Genomic DNA, 20,865 nt, shown 5'->3' on the forward strand with positions numbered 1-20,865 from the left:
AAACTGATACTATTACCTGGAAAATATGAAAGCATTAATCCTCTCTGGCGGTAAAGGTACGCGCCTCCGTCCCCTAACTTACACAGGTGCAAAACAACTCGTACCAGTGGCAAATAAACCGATACTTTGGTATGGAATTGAGGGAATTGTCGCGGCTGGGATTACAGATATTGGGATTATTATTAGTCCTGAGACTGGGGAAGAGGTGAAGGCTAAAACTGGAAATGGCGATCGCTTCGGTGCTAAAATTACCTATATTCTCCAAGAAACACCTGCTGGACTCGCTCATGCTGTTAAAGTTGCTCAGCCATTTTTAGGAGATTCTCCCTTTATTATGTATTTGGGAGATAACTTAATTCAAAGTCAGCTTGACCCGTTTTTGCAGACTTTTAAAAATAACAATCTTGATGCTTTAATTTTACTGCGACCTGTAACTAATCCTAGTGCTTTTGGTGTCGCTACAGTAGACGAACACGGGCGCGTTTTAGAATTAGTAGAAAAACCAAAAGTGCCACCATCTAATTTAGCACTCGTGGGGATTTACTTTTTTTCTAAGACTATTCACGATGCAATCTCGCAAATTGAACCCTCTCCTCGCGGGGAACTAGAAATCACAGATGCTATTCAACAACTCATCAACGAACGAAAGCGAGTAGAAGCTTGCAATTTAGATGGTTGGTGGTTGGATACTGGGAAAAAAGATGACTTGCTAAGTGCTAACCAAATCATCTTAGATAGCTGTATAATTCCAGCAGTAGAAGTAGAAATAGACGCTACCACTAAAATCATTGGACGGGTACAAATTGGCAAAGGCAGTCAGATAATTAATTCTACCATTCGCGGCCCGGTTGTTATTGGCGAAAACTGCCACATAGAAAATTCTTTCATTGGCCCTTACAGTAGTATTGCCGATCGCGCAACTTTAATTGATGCTGACCTGGAACATAGTGTAATATTACAATCAGCTAAAATTGTTGGTATTAAGGAGCGAATTGTTGATAGTGTAATTGGACAACGTGCTCAACTAATTCCTGCCCCCGCACGCCCTAAAGCTCTACGGTTTATGATCGGCGATGATAGTCTAATTGAACTGACGTGATCTACTTTCTTACTGTCAATTATTATTCAACTTCACTTGTAGAAAAGTTAGTTAGTTCTATTCTCCTAGATCGGGATATTGACTCTCAAGTTATTATCGTTAATAACTCTCCTGATGATGACTCAATTCATAGCCTCAAGTCTGAATCTATATTCATTCTTGAGGCTGGGGATAATTTAGGGTTTGGGAAAGCTTGTAACTTAGGTTTAAACTGGATTTATAGTCAAAATTCAGAAGCTATTATCTGGCTAATTAACCCTGATGCTTATTTGGTGGAAAGTTCTGTTAAGCAAGCATCGCTGTTCTTTGAGACTTATCCAGAGGTTTCAATCTTAGGTACAATAGTTTACGAGCCTACGGGTAAAATTTGGTTTGGGAATGGGCAATTTTTCGCGGACAATGGCACAATTATTGCTGATAATTGTTTGTCACCTGAATTAGAGGTATTGCCTTATATAGAAATGACCTGGGTAACGGGTTGTAGTTTAATTATTAACTTAGGAAATTTTAGTTGCTGTCCTCAATTTGATGAGGATTACTTCTTATATTATGAAGATTTTGATTTTTGTAGACGCTATGCTAAACAGGGACATATTATCGGTTTAACTAAAGAAATATCTGTGGTTCATCAGCCTTCGTCTATTACGGTAACTATGCCAGATGCAAAGATTAAACATAGCACTTATAGTTATCTCTTGACTTTAGAAAAACATACGAGTAAATTGGTATTACTTTATAGGTTGAGTCGGATAACGGTATCAGCATTGATTTCTTTGCCAACTAATAATAAGATATCTGTTAATGAGTTAAAAGGGGTATTAATGTATTGTAAAAAAATCATAACGCCGCCTTCCAGGTGGTAAATTTCCGTCTGGAAGGCGACCTTACAAATGTTGAATCTAACTATTTATAAGTATGGTCAATCCACTGCTGATTAATCTCTCGTTCCTAATTCCAGAACCTACAGGAATTTCCACTTACGCAACTAACGTTTTCCCCTACCTAAAATCTCTCAATCCTACCCTCCTAGTTTCCCATTCAATCCCAGGTTATACCTGCTATCCAGTTCCCGATAACATGACTCCTGCCCAAGGAAGTAAGGGACACTTACGACGCTTATTATGGACTCAATTTCAACTACCGCAAATTTATAAAAACCAGCAAGCAAGTTTACTTTTCTCCCCCCTTCCTGAAGCACCGTTATTTTCTAAATGCCGCTACGTAGCGATGGCCCACGATCTGATTCCTTTGCGCTTTCCTAAACGGTTTTCGCGCTTAACGGCTTATTTCCGCTACTATATACCACAAGTATTATCCCAGGCAGAACATATAATTTGTAACTCGCAAGCGACAGCCAAAGATATTGCAGATTTCTACAAAATACCGGATAATAAAATTACACCTATTCCTTTGGCTTACAATCCCGATAAATTTCGCTTTCTCGATTTGCCAACTAGCAATTACTTCCTTTATATCGGTCGTCATGACCATTATAAAAATTTGCAGCGGGTGATTTCTGCTTTTGCCACTTTGCCGCATAAATCCGATCTTGAACTGTGGCTGGCGGGCCCCGGCGATCGACTTTATACGCCACAACTGAAAGCTCAGGTTGTAGAATTAGGTTTAGAGAAACAGGTAAGATTTTTAGATTACGTTCCTGCGGCTGAGTTGCCAATAGTAATTAATCAGGCGATCGCACTTATTTTTCCCAGTTTGTGGGAAGGTTTCGGCTTCCCGGCCCTCGAAGCAATGGCCTGCGGTACACCCGTGATTACTTCCAACCTTTCCTCGATGCCAGAAGTCGTAGGCGATGCGGCATTGTTAGTAAACCCTTACAATATTGGCGAAATTGCTGAGGCAATGCAGGCAATTGCTGATAGTTTGGAATTGCGATCGCGCCTTCGCAGCCTTGGCTTAGCTAGATCCGCCCAATTTAGCTGGGAAAAAACCGGTCAGGCAACCGCTATTACTATTAAACGTTATATCTAGAGTCCGGAAATGTTATCCTCCAGTGTGTGTGTGTGATTGTTTAGAGGAGTGATTATGGTACAGACACCTTCGCGCCGTCGCAGCTACCAGCTTAAAGCTGCTAACTCGCTACAGCCAGCTAAAAGCATAGAAACTGTAGGCGCAGCAAACAGTATATCCCTACCGAATACGCCGCTATTCGGGACAGACGGCATTCGCGGCAAAGTTGGGGAATTATTAACGGCCCCCTTAGCGTTGCAAATCGGTTTTTGGGCGGGCCAAGTGTTGCGCGATCGCGCTTCCCAACCGGGCCCAGTCATTCTTGGCCAAGATAGTAGAAACTCCAGCGATATGCTGGCAATGGCCTTGTCAGCAGGTTTAACCGCCGCCGGTTTAGAAGTATGGAACTTGGGACTATGCCCCACCCCCTGCGTCGCCTATCTCGCCAGCGTTTCCCATGCTGTAGGCGGAGTGATGATTTCCGCTTCCCACAACCCCCCAGAGGACAACGGCATTAAGTTTTTCGGGCCGGGGGGCACCAAACTACCTTCAGCAGTACAGCAACAAATTGAAGCCGGAATCAGGGGTGGGGCAAATGTCGCGATCGCGAGCTCCGTTTGGGGACACCACTACCACAGATCGGAATTAATCAAAGATTACGCCGCATCGCTACACGGCCCGCTCTTGCCAGAAGTGAATTTGCAAGGAATGCGAATTGTTTTAGACTTAGCTTGGGGGGCCGCCGCCCATATCGCCCCCGAAGTTTTTGCCGAAATGGGGGCAGAAGTTATCTGCTTGCACAACAATCCCGATGGCGATCGCATTAATGTTAACTGCGGTTCAACTAATCTTAATTGCCTGCAAGCAGCAGTTTTAGAACATCAAGCAGACTTAGGATTTGCCTTTGACGGCGACGCTGACAGAGTTTTAGCCGTTGATACCAAAGGCAGACCCGTTGACGGCGATTATATTCTTTATCTGTGGGGCCAAAGGTTGCGCCAGTCCGGGAAATTGCCGGAAAATTTGATTATTTCTACAGTAATGGCTAACTTAGGATTTGAACGTGCTTGGGAACAAACAGGCGGCAAATTAATTAGAACTTCCGTCGGCGATCAGTACGTCCACGCCGAAATGGAACGTACAGGATCGAAATTGGGGGGCGAACAATCCGGTCATATTCTCTGCCCTCATTATGGTGTCAGCGGCGACGGTTTGTTAACCGCTTTGCATTTAGCATCGTTGGTTCGCAAGTCGGGAGAATCTTTAGCAGAATTAGTGGATGGTAGCTTTCAAACCTACCCGCAACTATTACGCAATGTCCGAGTTGAAGACCGAGAGAAACGGATGAGATGGCAAGAGTGCGATGCCTTGCAGAGTGCGATCGCGATCGCTACAAAGGCAATGGGAGAACAAGGACGAGTCCTCGTCCGCGCCTCTGGTACTGAACCATTAATTCGAGTTATGGTAGAAGCAGCCAGTGACGAATTAGTAAACCATTGGACGGAAAATTTAGTGGTAGCAGTCCAGCAACATATCGCCTTTTGCTAATGGCTAATTGCTAATGGCTAATGGCTAATGGCTAATTGCTAATTGCTAATTGCTAATTGCTAATCGCTAATTGCTAATTGGGGCCTAGAAACCGGGTTTTTTTACGAAAATACTTCGTTAGAACCCAGAGATTTGTTAAAAAACCCGGTTTCTTTAGTCCAGCGTATAAGTCGTGTGAGATATTTCACCATTGTTAATAAAGGACTCAATCACAGGCTGGGTAAGAATTTTTTTGCTTTCACTATGAGGCGGAGGTTTCAACCCCAGTCGGACTATAGCTTTAAAAGAATCAATCAAGTCTGCTTTTCAAGAAGGGTTATAAAATAAGTACCAATTAGCGATTAGCGATTAGCAATTAGCCATTAGCAATTAGCCATTAGCCATTAGCAATTACCAAAATATAACAATGAACCCTTACGAATTACCAATTTCCAATTATAAATTCCCCATTCCCATCTCTGTTGTCATACCAACATACAACCGCGAAGTACATTTGCGCGATACATTAGCCGATGTAGTCAAACAAAATTACCCCCATTTTGAAGTCTTAGTAGTAGACCAAACTCGCAGCCACGAAGACGAGACTCAATCCTATTTAAAAGAATTAGTAGACACAGGTAAAATCCGCTGGTTTCGAGTTAATTGGGCGAGTTTACCTGGAGCTCGTAACTATGCAGTAGAGCGTGCATTTGGGAATATAATTTTATTTATTGATGATGACGTACAATTACCAGATAGTTTTCTAGAAAATCATGCTCGTAACTACTTAGAAAAACCACAAATCGGAGCAGTAGCAGGGCGAGTTTTTGATAGAATGAAATTAGATGATTCTGGGGGCGACTTAAGAATAGAATATTTGCCAACAGAAGCAATGGATGCAGGTATTGGCTGGTATCATATTGACTTAGTACATACAGTGAAACCCCAGCAAGTACTATCAGCTAGAGGCTGCAATATGTCCTTTCGTCGGGAGATTTTTATTGAACACGGATTAAGATTTGACGAGCGATTTATGGGTAGTGCAGTGCGGGAAGAGTCGGATTTTTGTTTGAGGTTACAAGCTATAGGTTATCAAATTTGGTACGAGCCAGAAGCCTATTTAATTCACTTAGGAGAAGAGACTGGCGGCTGTCACGATATTAGTCAGCGTTCGATCAACTATCAAGTTACATTCTATCACAATCACTTCCTAATGGGGTTAAAAAATTTAACGCCTGTTCAAAATTTACGATTTTTTGCCAAGTTATTTGATTGTCACGTTTTAGGACATCCGCCTTGCTGTAAAAGCGGTTCTCCGATCAAGATTATAACTCGATTATTTTTTTACATACTTGGGTTTATTAGCGCTATTTTCACATTAATTATGTCCCTTTGGACTGATGGCCAAATTTACTCTAGGTTACGCAATTAGCGAGCAAATTGTAATTGTAAGGTGGGCGCTCGCCTACAACTATCTTCTGCTATGATTTACAGGCTTGTTGCGGCGAGCGCCACCCTACGTTTAATTATGTCCGACTACTTAGTTGGCAAGTAACCTTGCCAATCACCTATTACTAAAAGATGAGAATTTTAGTTGTCAGTCACACCTACATTGTAGATATAAACCGTGAAAAATTCAAGATTTTAGCCAATCTAGAAGCAGGTATTGAGGTGATAATTGTCGTACCGCGACGTTGGAAGCCAGGAGGAGTGCAAAATCAGATTATTGAGACACAATTTTATCAGGAAGGTTCATTTAAGGTAGTACCGCTGTCAAATTTTAGTCAAAATAATCAAGCATTACTCACATTTGGTACAGATTTAATTAAGTTATTGCGGCAGTTTAAACCGCAAATCATCCAAGTAGAACAGGGTTCAAAGTCTCTTGCCTACACTCAGTTAATTATACTCAATAAACTGCTAGGTTTGAAGGCAAAGAATATATTTTTTACTTGGTGGAATCTGCCTTATAAATTAAAGTTTCCAGTTTCTTTATTAGAAGCTTATAACCTTAAGTATACTGACGGAATTATTGCTGGAAATTTAGCTGGGGCTGAAATATTGCGTCAGCGGGGATACCAAGAGACAATTAAAGTGATGCCACAGTTAGGCGTAGATGAAAGCTTATTTATCCCTGCTTCTAAAAATGCTGAATTGTCTGATTTATTGGGGATTAAGTCTACAGATTTTGTGGTAGGATTTGTGGGTAGATTTGTGGAAGAAAAGGGTTTGTTGACGCTGGCTAAAGCATTAGCTAGTTTAAAAGAACGTAATTGGAAATGGCTTTTAGTGGGGCGGGGAGAGTTGAGATCGCATCTAGTTGATAAAGCAATAGAATGGGGAATAAATGACAGATTAATCTGGGTAGAAAGTGTTTCTCACAATCAGGTTCCCGAATATATTAACTTAATGAACGTATTAGTATTGCCATCAGAGACGAGTTATAAGTTTAAAACTTTAACTGCTGTTGGTTGGAAAGAACAATTCGGTCATGTTTTAATTGAGGCGATGGCTTGTAGAGTTCCGATAATTGCTTCTAATTGTGGGGAAATTCCTCATGTAATTGGGGATGCAGGGTTAGTTTTTCCAGAGGGAAATGTAGAGGCTTTGCGAGATTGTTTGATACAATTGATGGAACTGCCGGAGTTGGCGGCGGATTTAGGTAAGCAGGGTTATGAAAGGGTGATGGTTCATTATACTAATCACGCCTTGGCTAGGCAGTTGTTAGATTTTTATCAGGATTTGTTAGAATGTTAAATAATTTAACTGTTGTTTAATGGATTAATAGTCAGTGAATAAATTTGTTTAGTTCTATCACTAGCAAATGTACTGTTGTTGAAGGATTATCCTGTTCAGGTTTGGGCGGATTATATGCCTCCAAAAGCCGTTTTGCGTGCTTAATTGCTTTTTCCTGTTTATCTTTCAGTTCATCATAAATTGTCGGGCAGTTTTTTTCGTACTTATGCCCCAATAAATTAGTTAACATACTTTTATAGTTTTTACGAGACATCGCAGTATCATAATAATTAAAATGTAACAAGTACCAAAGTTCAAAAGCCTCATTGGAATAAGCCACTTTAATGTCGTTGCTTTGAGCACGAGTTATAGCAGCATTAAAGTTTTGTGGAGGAAATGAATCGCGGTCAAATACACACCACACCTCGTCATTATTATCAGCGCTATATTCTCCCTCTTTTTTCAACTTGATTGTTTCTTCTACTAGACTTATTGTATTTAACCCGTCTCCTTGAATATCAAGATTTATCACCTCTTTGTTTACCGGAAAGCTTTTGAAATAGTTAGGTTCAGTTTTTTCTCCTTCACAAACTATTAAAAACCATTTTCTCTGTTCTTTTGTCTCAACAGACCTATTAAAATAGGTATTATATGAGTTTTTGGACGATCCTTTTTCTCGTTTTTTTGATGAACGTTTATTACTCATTAATTTGACCTATCAAACGGCTTAAGTCACCAATAAAAGGGATTGCCCCATACTTTCCACGAATATAATCTTTTTCTAAAGAAGCATCTTTACTTATTTTATACTCTACCAAAGAATAAAGATGAGTTGCACCATGCTTGTATTTTTCAGTGAACCATATTTGATCTTTTCTAAACAAGTTGTTGCTGAGTAGATTTGTGTCATGTGTTGTAAATATAAGTTGTGCGTTGTTGGGATTAGTCTCCTTAGAATTGAATAGACTGATAATCGCACAGGTAATTAATGGATGAAATCTTGCATCAAGTTCATCTATTAATAAAATGTCTCCTGCTTTTAATGCTTCAATCAAAGGGCCCGCTAAATAGAACAACTTTTTAGTCCCTTCTGATTCATTATCGTTAAGATCAAAAATTTCATTGGAAATTTGCTGATCTTCAGAATTGTATTTTCTGTGAACTGTCTTAATCTTTTTTACCTCCCGGCGATCGGAGGCTATAAGCTCTTCAAATAATGGCATTTGTAATTGTATCGGTGTAAGTGTCTCAATTTCAATATCCTCAATCCCCAAATCTAGTTTTTTTACGAAGCGCAGAATATCATCTTTATGCTGTTTTTTTTCAAAGCTACGGATTGTGTAATTGCGATATCCTGAATCGTGAAGTCCAGAAATTAATTTTAAACCTCTGAACCACATCAAAATTTTTTGTGCTATCTTGCCATTAAATTGTGCAACAACAGAAATGAACAAAGCATTATTTCTAGTCTTGTCTGTGATTCCTTTACCCTCTTTAAAAGCAGTGGTAAGCTGAAAATTATCTAACTTGCGTTCAAATAGCTTAAATTCCTTTGTTTTCTGCTGATAAAATAGCCATTCAGAAATAACCTGCTTTATATTTACCTCAAACCCGTATCTATATATTTTTCCCTCTAAGCGAAAAACAACTTCAAAAAAAGATGGTTCTTTTTCTGTTTGTGTACTTAGCCGGAAAGGTTCAACATCAATAGGTTCTGAAATTTGTCCCTCTTTCGATGAGTTCAGAACAAAGGATCTCATAAACTTAATAGCCGCCACAAAATTGCTCTTACCACTTGCATTGGCCCCATAAATTGCTGCACTTTTTAATAATTTTAGTTGTTCGTTAACTTCAAATACATTATTTTCATCAACCTTTTTTTCTTCGCTAGTAATCGGCGAAGCTACCATGCTGAAGGTGACAATATCTTTAAAGGATTTGTAGTTGCCAATGCTGAATCCGATTAACATACATTTTCCTGAGAATAAAAACGAACATAATTTGTGAATGTTACTAGCTGTTCTATAATAACACAACAGGTACTACCTATCAACAGATTTTAAAAAATGCGAATCCTTCAAATTGTCCCCTCAATCTCCCTCGTCTACGGCGGCCCTAGTCAAATGGTACTCGGACTATCAGCCGCCCTTTCTAACCAAGGTATTAATGTTACAATCCTCACCACAGATTCTAACGGAGATATCGGTCAAACTCCCTTAGATGTTCCCCTGAATCAACCAATACAGCAAGACGGATATAACATTATTTATTTCCGCTGTTCGCCCTTCCGTCGATATAAATTTTCTCTGAGTTTATTGCAATGGTTAAATAACCATATTAAAGAATTCGATCTAGCCCATATTCATGCTCTATTCTCACCAATAAGTACCGCTGCTGCTACCATTGCTAGATATCATCATCTCCCCTATATTATCCGTCCCTGCGGTATGCTTGACCCCGCAGACTTACGCAAGAAAAAGCAACTTAAACAAATTTATGCAGCCTTGTTAGAACGACCTAATTTAGCAGGCGCGGCTGCTATTCACTTCACCAGTAAACAAGAGGCGAAAATCTCAGAAAGATTCGGAATATCTACCGCAGGTAAAATACCGTTACCGCAAGACTTAGTAATTCCTTTGGGCGTTAAAATTAGCACTGATACCCTATTTGTTAAATCCCTTGCTAACCAGTTTTCTCTGAACTTGGTAGACGCACAAATTCCTCAAATATTATTTATGTCCAGGATTGAACCTAAAAAAGGATTAAATCTGCTGATTCCCGCACTAGAAAAAATCCTAGCACAAGGAATCAAATTTAACTTTATCCTTGCTGGTTCTAATCCCCAAGATGCAGATTATGAGATGAAAATTAAGGAACAAATAGAAAATTCACCCTTGGTAAAACATACAACAATGACAGGATTTGTTACAGGAGAAATCAAGGCATATTTATTGCAAAATGCTGACTTATTTGTGCTACCTTCTTATTATGAAAACTTTGGTATTGCTGTAGCTGAAGCGATGGCCGCTGGTACGCCTGTGGTAATCTCCGATCGCGTGCATATTTGGGAAGATATACAGCAAGCTGAAGCGGGTTGGGTTGGGCCTCTGGAAGTGGATGCGATCGCATCTCTAATTACCATAGCACTCCTAGATGCCGACGAGCGCAAACGGCGGGGGTTAAACGGGAGAGAGTATGCGAGAAAGTATTACAGTTGGGATGCGATCGCGCAGCAAACCATCCAAGCTTATCAACAAATTTTGAAACCGGGCAATTTTTAATATTGCCCAATTTCTTAATAGCTTTAAACTCTAAACAGCCGCTAACTTAGAACGAATCTCAGTATCGGTATACTCCGGTACCCAACCCTCAGTACCATTAAAATAGCGTATAGCTTTAATCCTGCGACTAGCTGTTAAATAAAACCAATGTTCGCTATTAGCAGGAACGTTGATATATTCTTCAGATTGCACCGTCAATTCCACTTGATCGCCACCGGGACGCACAAACCCAAAAATGCCTTCACCTGCTACAATATAGCGGACTTCATTATCAGCATGGGTATGGCACCGATCGAATTTAGATAGCATGGTATCTAAATTGGGAACCTCTGGATGCAGTACAATTAAATCGCGGGAATGATAGCCAGCAGTTTGCTTCAGTTCTTCAAAATAGCCATCTAAAGCTTCTAGAACTTGCTCTTTCTCGCTGTCGTTAAGCACATCTTGTGCCAGCAAATTGCGAATTTCTGGATCTTCACCAACTGGCCAGTGGTTAAGCTGAATGTTAAGTTGAGCGAGTTCGCGGGAAATGTCGCTCAGGTCAGTATAAGTTGTACCGTCTTCTAGTCGTAAAATAGCCATACTGCACCTCCCAATTGTCGGTTAGACGCGATCGAAAGACGCGAGGAATTGCGCCTCTACCAGGAAAACAATTGTAACTGATATCTGGCACATTTGTCAGCAACGGCTAGAATTTAGTTTCGGAACTTTTAATTTTTAATTTTTAATTTTTTCGCGCGGATCGATCGCAGGTTTTCTTTCCACCAAACGGATTTGATTTTGCTTGAACTACCACTGTCACCAGCGGTAGGGAACGCTTCGCTGGGCCTTTAGTGACTTGTCCCTGAGAGTCGAACTGAGAACCGTGACAGGGACACTCAAAGCGCGATCGCTCTGCTTTCCACTCTACAGTACAACCTAAGTGCGTACACACAGGATTGATCCCATATTCCGCAATTTTTGGCCCCTCATTAATCACCAAATAAGCAACTTTTGGCAATCCTTTCACCAGTACAGGAATCCCAGCTTTCGCATCAGCAAGGAATTCAGAAACCTCAATTGGTTTTCCCTCACTGTCTGCGGCTCTTACTCCCGGCAAATAATTTTCACACTGGGAATTATGGGGAAACGAAGAACAGAGCTTTTCCAGGTCAACATTTTCGCTTTGACTAGCTGCGGGAAAAAGCCACCCAATTGCCACGCTTCCCGCCGTTCCAGTCACCATGTATTGCAAGAATTGCCGCCGATTTTTTGTCATCGCCTCAGCCTTTAGCCTTCTCTATAAATTAGTTAATATTTCTCAAGAATATTTAACCCTAATTTTTATAATTATAGCTGGATCGAGGCAAGAGTGAGATATATTTAATGTAATTTCCCAAATTCGATCATGCCTACCTACCCTGGAATTTCTAGCGAAGCTTTTCGGCATCCCCTCGACCGACAAGCAGAAGAAGCCTTACGCAGCGTCCCTGGATTTGACATGATTGCCAGCCAATTTGTAGAATTCGTCTATGAGCGGCCGCAATTTGTTTATCTAATGGGCAATAGCATTCAAGTTGGGCCGCGCCAATATGCCAGCATTTATCATATATTTAGGGAATGCGTACAAGATTTAGATATCTTCCCAGAGCCATCTTTATTTGTTTCCCAAAATCCCCAAGTTAACAGCTATGCTCTCGGAAAAAATAATCCCTATATTGTATTAAATACGGGTCTTTTAGACTTAGTAAATGAGGAAGAACTGCGCTCAGTTATCGCTCACGAATTGGGACATATTAAGTGCGGTCATCCAATTTTAACTCAAATGGCGATGTGGGCGATGAACCTTGCCTCAATGATTGGTGAAGTCACTTTTGGTATCGGAAATATCGTCAATAGCGGTTTAATTTTCGCCTTTTATGAGTGGCGGCGGAAGGCAGAATTATCAGCCGACCGTGCTGCTTTGCTAGTGACAGATGATATTAACTGCGTAATGAATACGATGATGAAAATTTCGGGAGTTAGCACTAAATACGCTCACGAATGCAGTTTGCAAGAGTTTATTCGCCAATCTGATAACTATCAAGAACTAGACCAAGATAACCTCAACCAAGTTTATAAATTTTTACTCTACAATGGCGGACAGGGTGTGATGCTGAGCCATCCTTTTCCAGTGGAACGCTTGCGCTATCTCCGGGATTGGGCAAATTCTGAAGAATATCGCCAAATTCGCTTGGGAAACTATAAAAAGGCGGTATCTGAAGGTGCAGTTGATGTGAAATCAGAGCAACCAAGCAGCGAAACGGAGGCGCTGCGGCGTGAAATTGAGGAGTTACAACGCGAGATTAACCGTTATAAGTCGCGCTGAGGAATTACAACCGCCAAGGCGGTTAGGGGCTAGGGGCTAGGGGCTAGGGGCTAGGGAAAGAAGGGAAAGAATAGGAAGAATAGGAAGAAGGGAATAGAATCAGCGAGTTTGGTGGAACTCAAAACGTCCTAACCACCTTGGCAGTTGCTATACTAGCTGATTTAACGGATATTGTCATGCGTAATCTGAATCCTGAAATATGTCTTCAGAGATGTGTAGTCAAAAAAAGTACAACTTAACTAGGTAAGGTAAAAATGATTAGTGATAAAGATTTTAACGATCGCAAAGAGACATCTAATTCTAGCCACAATCTTGGGAAAGGCGCGATCGTACTGGCGATTGTTGCTGTGGTGATGGGATTTACTAATCCTCCCAGAGAAGAATATCTCAGTTATGCTTCAGGCGCAATGGCAACAGAACTGCAAAAGTCTATGTGCAAAGAGTCTCGCGTACCTGAATTTTTAGGCAGTTTTGCAGAAACTTTAGTTGGCGCTTGTAAAAGTGTACTAACTTCGGAACGCGGTACTATAGAACTTTTAATTGACAATTCAACGCACCGCCAGAATTTAATCATCTTCAGTATTTACACCACTGAAGTTGTGGGTAAAAAGTACCATACAATCGGAGCTTTTGGTAATTTCTTAACTATTGCTGCTAAATAGGAGAACAAAAAATACCCTTACATTAGCTTTAGTTCTACTAATTTTGATCTTAGTATTTTGTGCTTTATTTGGGCTTTGAATTTGTTTAACTCTCGTAACCCCTCTTTTCCCCTTCTTCCCCTAGCCCCTAGCCCCTCTTAAATCGCGTTGTTCGTCTTGATAATCCAGAAAGCCCCCGTTATCTTCAACAGGGGCTAACTTGGGAAATATTCAAACTTTGTTAAATCATGCCACCTGCGGCTTGAAAACGTGCTCTTGCTCGTTTCAGAGCTTGCTTGGCTTGAATTTTTTCTTGTGCCGATCCATTATCAGCTTTTTGGAAACGGGCTTCGGCTTCAGTGTAAGCTGTACGAGCGGCTTCTTTGTCAATGGTTTCGCCTTTTTCGGCTCCATTGACAAGGATAGTAACTTCATTTTCTTCGACTTCTGCAAAACCGCCCATGAGTGCGATCGCGACCCAGTTTTTACCGGGGCGCACGCGCATCACGCCAGTATCCAAAGCTGTCAGCAAAGGAGCGTGACCGCTTAAAATACCTAGTTGACCAGTAGTGCTAGGCAGAATTACTTCATCAGCACTAGAATCCCAGACAGTTCTATCTGGGGCAATTACGCGCACCTTTAATGTCATAAATTGGTTATTGGTTAGTTGTTATTGGTTAATGGTTAGTCGTTGGTAGTTGGTGGTTAGTAGTTAGCTAGTTGTTAGCTAGTTGTTAGTGGTTAATAGTTTATTTTTGTTAATGACATTGTCATTAGCTATCTTTAATTCTAAGAACAACTAACAACCAACAACTAACCATTAACAACCAACAACCAACAACCAACAACTAACAGTTAACAGTTAACAGTTAACAGTTAACAGTTAACCATTAGCTTAAGCTTTCATCTTTTCAGCTTTGGCGATCGCTTCGTCAATATTGCCGACGAGATAGAAAGCTTGTTCGGGTAAAGCGTCGAGCTCACCAGACAGAATCATCTTGAAGCCCTTGATCGTTTCTTCTAGCTTCACATACTTACCAGGAGAACCGGTAAACACTTCTGCCACAAAGAAAGGCTGAGACAAGAAACGCTCCATCTTACGGGCACGGGCCACCGTCAAGCGATCGTCTTCAGACAATTCATCCAAGCCCAAAATGGCGATAATATCTTGGAGTTCCTTGTAGCGTTGCAAAGTAGCTTGGACAGCACGAGCGATCGCATAGTGATCTTCACCAACGACAGCAGGTTGCAACATCGTCGAAGTAGAATCCAGAGGGTCAACTGCTGGATAAATTCCCTTAGAAGCTAAACCGCGAGAAAGCACGGTAGTAGCGTCCAAGTGAGCAAAAGTTGTCGCCGGTGCGGGGTCAGTCAAGTCATCTGCGGGTACGTAGACGGCTTGTACTGAAGTAATGGAACCCTCTTTAGTCGAGGTAATCCGTTCTTGCAAGTCACCCATGTCAGTGCCCAGAGTTGGCTGATAGCCTACAGCAGAAGGCATCCGGCCAAGTAGAGCAGATACTTCAGAACCAGCTTGCACGAAGCGGAAGATATTATCAATGAACAGCAGCACGTCTTGTTTGCTGACATCACGGAAATATTCAGCCATAGCTAGAGCGGACAAACCTACACGCATCCGAGCTCCAGGCGGCTCATTCATTTGACCGTAAACTAGGGCAATTTTGGATTTGCTGCGGTCTTCTTCGTTAATAACCCCTGACTCGATCATTTCTTTGTAGAGGTCATTACCTTCGCGGGTGCGTTCGCCCACGCCACCAAATACTGATACACCACCGTGAGCCTTGGCGATGTTATTCACCAATTCCATCATAATCACGGTTTTGCCCACACCTGCACCACCGAACAAGCCGATTTTACCGCCGCGACGGTAGGGTGCGAGAAGGTCGATCACCTTAATGCCTGTTTCAAATACCGAAGGTTTAGTTTCTAATTCGGTGAAAGCGGGGGCGCTGCGGTGGATGGGTAATCTTTCCGAAGCACCGACAGGGCCAAGGTTGTCTACAGGTTCGCCGATAACGTTAAAAATCCGGCCGAGGGTGGCGGGGCCGACGGGTACTTGGATGGGAGCTCCAGTGTCTGCAACTTCCATACCGCGCACTAGACCGTCGGTGGAGAGCATAGAAACAGTCCGCACTTGGCTGTCGCCGAGGAGTTGCTGCACTTCGCAGGTGATGGAAATATCTTGACCTGCTTGGTTTTTGCCTGAGATTTGGAGGGCGTTATAGATTTGCGGCAGTTTGCCGGTGGGGAATTTTACGTCTACAACGGGGCCGATGATCTGGGTGATGTAGCCGACGTTTGTTTTTTCTGCGGTGGATACCATGAGTACCTGTTTTAGTATGCTATTTTTCCGCGATCGGAAACAGTCTTAACATTTAGTAATGCCATCCTTCATTGTAGGATTGCGTGGTTCAATTGAAAACCCGTAGTTTGCGCTACAAGTTTGAGTAATAATTTTTGGGGCTGTTTTGGGCAGAATGGGTAAATCGTGTTTTTTGTCAAGTGTTGAGGGGGATTTTTTGGGGATTTTGTAGAGGTTAGGGCTCTCGGTTTTGGGTGGTCTGTTCCCAGGGGAATTTGCTGGTAGCAGATTTGAGCGCTTAAGCTGATTTCAGTCTTTAGCACTTGCGATCGGCAGCTTGGATAGCATATCAAGTTGCGCCATCTTCACAGCCAAGTTACCATTCTGATAGTATGATTATTATAAGAAGCATAAATCTTTGTAGCCAAGTTATAGTTCCGATAGTATGATAATTATAAGGAGACTAAAGTTAAATTGAATGAAAAAATTATAACATCAATTATCGGCATATTTTTTTTTGAAAATTAATTACAAATAAGGAAACCCATGCTGGAAACTATTATCAAGTATTTTGTCTATGCAACAAAAGGCTATATCACAAAAACGCAGTTAATCAAGTTTTTGTATTTAGCCGATCTTTATTCTGTCAAGTGGACAGGAAAGCAGCTTACTGAGCTAAATTGGCGTTATTATCACTATGGCCCTTGGAACGAAGACATAGATGCAGCTTTAAATCAAATGGATGGCAAAGATATTTCTCTAGAATTACAGGGAGAAACGATATTAATTAAACTCGCTGTTACTTCGGGTAATGTGAATGACTTGGAGTTGCCTTTAGGTCTGAAGCTAATGCTTGACAACATCAGAAGAGAATGGGCTGGTGCAGGACAGGATAAAGTAAATCAGTTACTAGATTACGTTTATAGCACTGCTCCAATGCTTGAGGTTAAAGATAGCCATAAGCCAGAGGAAAAGGTGCGGCTAAATCTTTTTAAAGAAAGAGAAAAGTTAATCGGTGAATTGGGGTGAGCAAGTGGCTGGGAAAAAACCGCGCCAAGGTTGGATTTATTTTATCAATCCCTATAGAGTATCTATTCGTTGCAAACTAGGGCATAATCATATTTATGACTTAAATGAGCCAGGGGAAATTGAATGCAAAACTAACTCTTGCACCCAGATAATTAATTCCAGTAGGGTGTTCCGAGGAGAGCACCCTTATATTATTTGGACAAGTGACCAATTTCAAGATGATGTTGAATATATACAAACTTTCACTGTGATTCCATTAACTTCACAAGAAACCTATAAAGGTTTACCAACAGCATATCCGATTAACTCTACAAGCAAAAATGGTCTTTCTGCAAATTCCTTTGCTCTAGTACATCAGATATGTACTGTTGATGCTAACTGCTTTAAAGACTTACAAGGAAATTGGTCAGACAGAATTGGACAATTGGATAAAGGAGATAAAGAAGCGATAGAGGAACGTTTAAAGTATTTTTTAAATCTTCAGGAAAGTCCTGGTGAAGATTGGTTTGCTCAAAATGCGTCCATAGAACTTTTACAGAAGGTATTTGATTATCTACCCGATAAAGAAACAAAAAGTAATGCCATAGAAAAACTAATAGATAATCTCGGATTATAATAAGTTACAGGTATGCGATCGCGATCGCATCTTCAACATTTAAGTTGATTTCCTAAACAGTGAAGTTAATTTTCTGAAATCAAAAATAGGTATGATGAATGAGAATCACTGTTAATCAAAATGTATTTGTCTTAGAATCTTGATATTGATCTGCTCCTCTTCTAAAAAAATAGTGCTATATTAAATACAACCATCTACTGACTATTGGAGGAACCTTAAATATGAATCCTAAGATATTTGAAATTGTGGCTCATAGTTGTTTCTTCGGTTTAATCGGTGCCATCGTAGTATTTTATCTCTGGCCATCAGATGTAAAAAAGTTTATTAAATCTTTCTGGAACGAAACTCCCACTGAAATCATCTCCTCTCCTAGTCCCATTCATAGTCCCTAATTCTCCTAATAGCAACCCTACAAGGTGGCGTTGAGGAGATTAACTTTGCAGATTCTTAGAAATCAAATCCTAAACCACAATATTTTTAGCTAATTCAGAGGCTCTATACTATGGTTGATTTAGGTTTTACACATATTGCACTTGCAGTTAAAGATGTAGATGCAAGCATTGCCTTTTATACCCAGTACGCTCGAATGCAAGTAGTCCATCGTCGGATAGATCGGATGTCTCAAGTAGATGTAGCTTGGGTTAGCGATTTAACTAGACCATTTGTCATCGTGTTAATTAAAACGGAGCGAGTAGAAGGATCTCTTTTGCCTCAGTCTCACCTGGGTATTGCTTGTGAAAGTCGCGATGAAGTTAAGCAACTTTGCGATCGCGCTCAGTCAGAAGGAATTCTTTTAGAAGGGCCCAATGATTGGGGCGCTCCTGTTGGTTATTGGGCTTATATCCGCGATCCAGATAGTCATACGCTGGAAATTTCCTACGGACAAGAGGTGCGATTTACTATCGAACAAATAACTGAAAATAGTAATCCCGCTTTCAATGTGATTGTCACCGATTGATAAGTGGCCAGTTTCAAGCTGAAACTGGCCAGTGTGTGAAGCGAAGGCGGGTGCCCGCGCCTAAGATATGGAGATTTCGCAGGGAATAATTCAATCAGCTTCCAAGAAGACTGTCTCACTTATTTCTCAGCAAGAATCCCATAAATATCTCGTTTAGCTTGGTCTAAAAGCTCGCGCACCCGACTCATTCGCTCCACATTGCCACCGCGAGCAACTTGCATGACAGCAGCACCTAATTCTGTTGCTACATTTCGCAACTCAATTAACTCTTGGGGTTTACCCATCATTACGGTTTTGAAGGCCTCCCAAGGAGAGTCTGAATTTTCCTGTTGGGTACGCTCTGCCAAGAGTTGTCTACCCTCATCGGTAATGGTGTAAATCTTCTTACCGCCTTCCTGTGTGCTGTTGAGATAGCCACCATCCTCCAGCATTTGGAGTGTTGGATATACTGAACCGGGACTGAGACGACGGAAACCACCATTGCGGGTTTCCATTTCTTTGATCAGATCGTAACCATGAGCCGGGTGCTCGGATAACAATTCCAGCAGGATGAATTTGATGTCTCCCCGACGAGTCCGGTGTTCATCTCCCCACCCACGACCAAATCCTTGATCCCCAAAGTGTTTGCCATGATGGCCGTGATGAGGCCTACCACGCTCTTTGCCATGCTGGAACCAATAACTGATAAACGATAGATCCTCTTCACTGACTCCTGCGGATACAAGTGTCGGAAAGTCAAAACGAAAGCGTCTAAACATATCTAAGTGAATCCAAAATCAACTTTCTTTACTATACGACATATCGCGATATATCGGCATAGACTTAGATGAAGATTTGTAAAGATATGGTTGAGGGCGGAATTTTAGGGTGATTTGGGGCCAGCTTGGTCAAGACTTACGCATTACTGAGGTAACGCCGCCATCCTAGAGGTCAAGTCACTGCGTTTAGAAAGGGGTCGTACTACGATCGTGCATAAGTTTTGACCAAACTCATCAACGCTAGACTCATCAATTCCCAGACGAAACTTAACCAGTGCGATCGCCCGACATAAATATGCCGCCAGACGATAAAAGTCCAGTCCAGAAATACGTTGAAACCTGTTGCGATCGCCTGGTAAACTAAATATCTATGATTGAAATCCGCCGCCGTCGCCCCAACCCAGCCGTGTCCGTACTCTACCTCAGCTACCAGGTAGCAGTACCCGATGACAAACCCCGCCACATCCTAGAAGAAATAGTCTGGCAAAAAGAAATAGAAGTTGCCCAGATGCGCGATCGCACTCCCTTAGCCGAGCTCCAAAAACAAGCAGCTAAAATATCCCCTCCCCGCGATTTCCTAGCCGCACTGCGCCATAGCAAAACTAAACCCGCTGTCATTGCTGAAGTCAAAAAAGCTTCACCCAGTAAAGGCGTAATTAGAGAAGATTTTGACCCCGCCGCGATCGCACTTGCCTACCAACAAGGCGGCGCTAGCTGCATATCCGTCCTCACCGATGTAAAATTCTTTCAAGGTAGTTTCGATAACTTAGCAATTGTTCGCTCGACCGTTGAAGTGCCCCTACTTTGCAAAGATTTCCTGATTTACCCTTACCAAATTTACCTCGCCCGCGTCCGAGGAGCCGATGCCGTACTGCTAATCGCCTCCATCCTTTCTGACAAAGACATACAGTATTTTGTCAAAATTGTCAAAGCTCTGGGGATGAGTGCACTAATCGAAGTTCACACCCTCGAAGAACTAGATCGCGTATTGACCATAGAAGGCGTAAACCTCATAGGCATCAACAACCGCAACCTCGAAGATTTTACCGTCAATCTGGAAACTACCAGCCAACTTTTAGCCGCACGGGGTAGCGAAATCCGCGATCGCGATATCTTAGTTGTAAGCGAGTCAGGATTGCACGTACCCGCAGACTTGGCCCTCGTGGTTAGTGCTGGGGCTCAAGCCGTCCTGATCGGCGAATCTCTAGTGAAACAGCCCGATATTGCCCAAGCTTTAACAAAACTTACCCGCCCAGCCACCTGAGAGTCTTGACAAAGAGCTAAAATTCTGGTAATAGGTGGTAATATCCAATCCTATTCTTGCGATTGTCATGGCAATTAATAGCAGAAAAAAGAGCGATCGCCATTTTTCATTGTAAGCAAAGCAAAGCAATCGTAAGGAGTAAGATTTCTGCTCTCTTTATAACTCGCAATGACTACTAAGTAGATAGACCGAATTAAAGGTAAGGTGGGCGCTCGCCGACAACCATTTATTAGCGATAAGTTACAATTTTTGGGCGGCGAGCGCCCACCCTACAAGCTAATTTTATTCCCTTGTTACCCTTCTTCCCTAGCCCTGAGC

General features: G+C 41.7%; 21 protein-coding genes. 14 read left to right on the forward strand and 7 right to left on the reverse strand.

Annotated elements, in window-relative coordinates:
* Positions 1 to 25: 25 nt before the first annotated feature.
* The 6 genes from OSCIL6407_RS0105595 to hpsO all read left to right on the forward strand — a co-directional run bounded on the left by OSCIL6407_RS0105595 (position 26) and on the right by hpsO (position 7,351).
* A complete protein-coding gene (locus tag OSCIL6407_RS0105595; RefSeq protein WP_007355671.1) occupies positions 26 to 1,099 on the forward strand; it encodes a glucose-1-phosphate thymidylyltransferase in 1,074 nt (357 codons plus the stop codon).
* Positions 1,096 to 1,962 (forward strand): glycosyltransferase, encoded by an 867-nt coding sequence (locus OSCIL6407_RS0105600; protein ID WP_007355672.1) that lies wholly within the window; start codon positions 1,096 to 1,098, stop codon positions 1,960 to 1,962. Before OSCIL6407_RS0105595 ends, OSCIL6407_RS0105600 begins: the two co-directional genes overlap by 4 nt.
* 52 nt (positions 1,963 to 2,014) lie before the next feature.
* Complete coding sequence (locus OSCIL6407_RS0105605; protein WP_007355673.1) at positions 2,015 to 3,088, forward strand: glycosyltransferase family 4 protein; 1,074 nt, start codon at positions 2,015 to 2,017, stop codon at positions 3,086 to 3,088.
* Positions 3,089 to 3,142: 54 nt separating this feature from the next.
* Complete coding sequence (glmM, locus tag OSCIL6407_RS0105610) at positions 3,143 to 4,615, forward strand: phosphoglucosamine mutase (protein ID WP_007355674.1); 1,473 nt, start codon at positions 3,143 to 3,145, stop codon at positions 4,613 to 4,615.
* Positions 4,616 to 5,021: 406 nt separating this feature from the next.
* Positions 5,022 to 6,026 (forward strand): hormogonium polysaccharide biosynthesis glycosyltransferase HpsN, encoded by a 1,005-nt coding sequence (gene hpsN / locus OSCIL6407_RS0105615; RefSeq protein ID WP_007355676.1) that lies wholly within the window; start codon positions 5,022 to 5,024, stop codon positions 6,024 to 6,026.
* Positions 6,027 to 6,175: 149 nt separating this feature from the next.
* Positions 6,176 to 7,351 (forward strand): hormogonium polysaccharide biosynthesis glycosyltransferase HpsO, encoded by a 1,176-nt coding sequence (gene hpsO / locus OSCIL6407_RS0105620; protein ID WP_007355677.1) that lies wholly within the window; start codon positions 6,176 to 6,178, stop codon positions 7,349 to 7,351.
* Between the two features lie 31 nt (positions 7,352 to 7,382).
* Here hpsO and OSCIL6407_RS0105625 read toward each other — a convergent pair whose 3' ends face one another.
* Together OSCIL6407_RS0105625 and OSCIL6407_RS0105630 are read right to left on the reverse strand one after the other, a co-directional pair.
* Positions 7,383 to 8,036, reverse strand: coding sequence for an RloB family protein (locus tag OSCIL6407_RS0105625; protein WP_019487008.1), 654 nt, complete (start codon positions 8,034 to 8,036; stop codon positions 7,383 to 7,385).
* The gene (locus OSCIL6407_RS0105630) at positions 8,029 to 9,300 is read right to left on the reverse strand and encodes an AAA family ATPase (protein WP_007355679.1); all 1,272 of its coding nucleotides are present in this window, start codon (positions 9,298 to 9,300) and stop codon (positions 8,029 to 8,031) included. The genes OSCIL6407_RS0105625 and OSCIL6407_RS0105630 overlap by 8 nt, the downstream gene beginning before the upstream one ends.
* Before the next feature lie 96 nt (positions 9,301 to 9,396).
* Between OSCIL6407_RS0105630 and hpsP the strand changes: the two genes are divergently transcribed.
* Positions 9,397 to 10,611, forward strand: coding sequence for a hormogonium polysaccharide biosynthesis glycosyltransferase HpsP (hpsP, locus tag OSCIL6407_RS0105635; RefSeq protein WP_007355680.1), 1,215 nt, complete (start codon positions 9,397 to 9,399; stop codon positions 10,609 to 10,611).
* 30 nt (positions 10,612 to 10,641) lie between these two features.
* Here hpsP and OSCIL6407_RS0105640 read toward each other — a convergent pair whose 3' ends face one another.
* Entirely contained in the window at positions 10,642 to 11,193 is a 552-nt protein-coding gene (locus OSCIL6407_RS0105640; RefSeq protein ID WP_007355681.1) for a 1,2-dihydroxy-3-keto-5-methylthiopentene dioxygenase, read from the reverse strand.
* 142 nt (positions 11,194 to 11,335) lie between these two features.
* Positions 11,336 to 11,869 carry a Rieske 2Fe-2S domain-containing protein gene (locus OSCIL6407_RS0105645; protein ID WP_007355682.1) on the reverse strand — a complete coding sequence of 178 codons (534 nt, stop codon included), beginning with the start codon at positions 11,867 to 11,869 and terminating at the stop codon, positions 11,336 to 11,338.
* A gap of 129 nt (positions 11,870 to 11,998) precedes the next feature.
* On the opposite strand from OSCIL6407_RS0105645, the gene OSCIL6407_RS0105650 reads away from it, so the two are divergent.
* Positions 11,999 to 12,958 (forward strand): M48 family metallopeptidase, encoded by a 960-nt coding sequence (locus tag OSCIL6407_RS0105650; RefSeq protein WP_007355684.1) that lies wholly within the window; start codon positions 11,999 to 12,001, stop codon positions 12,956 to 12,958.
* 254 nt (positions 12,959 to 13,212) lie between these two features.
* On the forward strand, positions 13,213 to 13,620 hold the full coding sequence (locus tag OSCIL6407_RS0105655) for a DUF4359 domain-containing protein (RefSeq protein WP_007355685.1): 408 nt from the start codon (positions 13,213 to 13,215) through the stop codon (positions 13,618 to 13,620).
* Between the two features lie 220 nt (positions 13,621 to 13,840).
* On the opposite strand, the gene atpC is transcribed toward OSCIL6407_RS0105655, so the two are convergent.
* Together atpC and atpD are read right to left on the reverse strand one after the other, a co-directional pair.
* Positions 13,841 to 14,248, reverse strand: a complete 408-nt coding sequence (gene atpC, locus OSCIL6407_RS0105660; RefSeq protein WP_007355686.1) for an ATP synthase F1 subunit epsilon — start codon at positions 14,246 to 14,248, stop codon at positions 13,841 to 13,843.
* A 246-nt stretch (positions 14,249 to 14,494) separates the two neighbouring features.
* Positions 14,495 to 15,943 (reverse strand): F0F1 ATP synthase subunit beta, encoded by a 1,449-nt coding sequence (gene atpD / locus OSCIL6407_RS0105665; protein WP_007355687.1) that lies wholly within the window; start codon positions 15,941 to 15,943, stop codon positions 14,495 to 14,497.
* Between the two features lie 525 nt (positions 15,944 to 16,468).
* On the opposite strand from atpD, the gene OSCIL6407_RS0105675 reads away from it, so the two are divergent.
* The 4 genes from OSCIL6407_RS0105675 (at position 16,469) to OSCIL6407_RS0105690 (ending at position 18,525) form a co-directional block, all read left to right on the forward strand.
* Positions 16,469 to 16,951, forward strand: coding sequence for a type II toxin-antitoxin system antitoxin SocA domain-containing protein (locus tag OSCIL6407_RS0105675; protein ID WP_007355688.1), 483 nt, complete (start codon positions 16,469 to 16,471; stop codon positions 16,949 to 16,951).
* Positions 16,938 to 17,567: a type II toxin-antitoxin system PemK/MazF family toxin gene (locus OSCIL6407_RS0105680; RefSeq protein ID WP_019487011.1), complete on the forward strand. Its 630-nt coding sequence runs from the start codon at positions 16,938 to 16,940 to the stop codon at positions 17,565 to 17,567. The genes OSCIL6407_RS0105675 and OSCIL6407_RS0105680 overlap by 14 nt, the downstream gene beginning before the upstream one ends.
* 221 nt (positions 17,568 to 17,788) lie before the next feature.
* A complete protein-coding gene (locus tag OSCIL6407_RS36145; RefSeq protein WP_007355690.1) occupies positions 17,789 to 17,959 on the forward strand; it encodes a hypothetical protein in 171 nt (56 codons plus the stop codon).
* 110 nt (positions 17,960 to 18,069) lie between these two features.
* Entirely contained in the window at positions 18,070 to 18,525 is a 456-nt protein-coding gene (locus OSCIL6407_RS0105690; RefSeq protein WP_007355691.1) for a VOC family protein, read from the forward strand.
* 119 nt (positions 18,526 to 18,644) lie between these two features.
* Here the strand turns inward: OSCIL6407_RS0105690 and OSCIL6407_RS0105695 are convergent, their stop codons facing one another.
* Positions 18,645 to 19,283, reverse strand: a complete 639-nt coding sequence (locus tag OSCIL6407_RS0105695) for a PadR family transcriptional regulator (protein ID WP_007355692.1) — start codon at positions 19,281 to 19,283, stop codon at positions 18,645 to 18,647.
* A gap of 370 nt (positions 19,284 to 19,653) precedes the next feature.
* Between OSCIL6407_RS0105695 and trpC the strand changes: the two genes are divergently transcribed.
* Entirely contained in the window at positions 19,654 to 20,547 is an 894-nt protein-coding gene (gene trpC / locus OSCIL6407_RS0105700; protein WP_007355693.1) for an indole-3-glycerol phosphate synthase TrpC, read from the forward strand.
* The last annotated feature ends 318 nt before the right edge of the window (positions 20,548 to 20,865 follow it).

Origin of the sequence: Kamptonema formosum PCC 6407 (genome assembly GCF_000332155.1) — a bacterium.
In the GTDB taxonomy this organism is placed as follows: Bacteria; Cyanobacteriota; Cyanobacteriia; order Cyanobacteriales; family Microcoleaceae; genus Kamptonema; species Kamptonema formosum.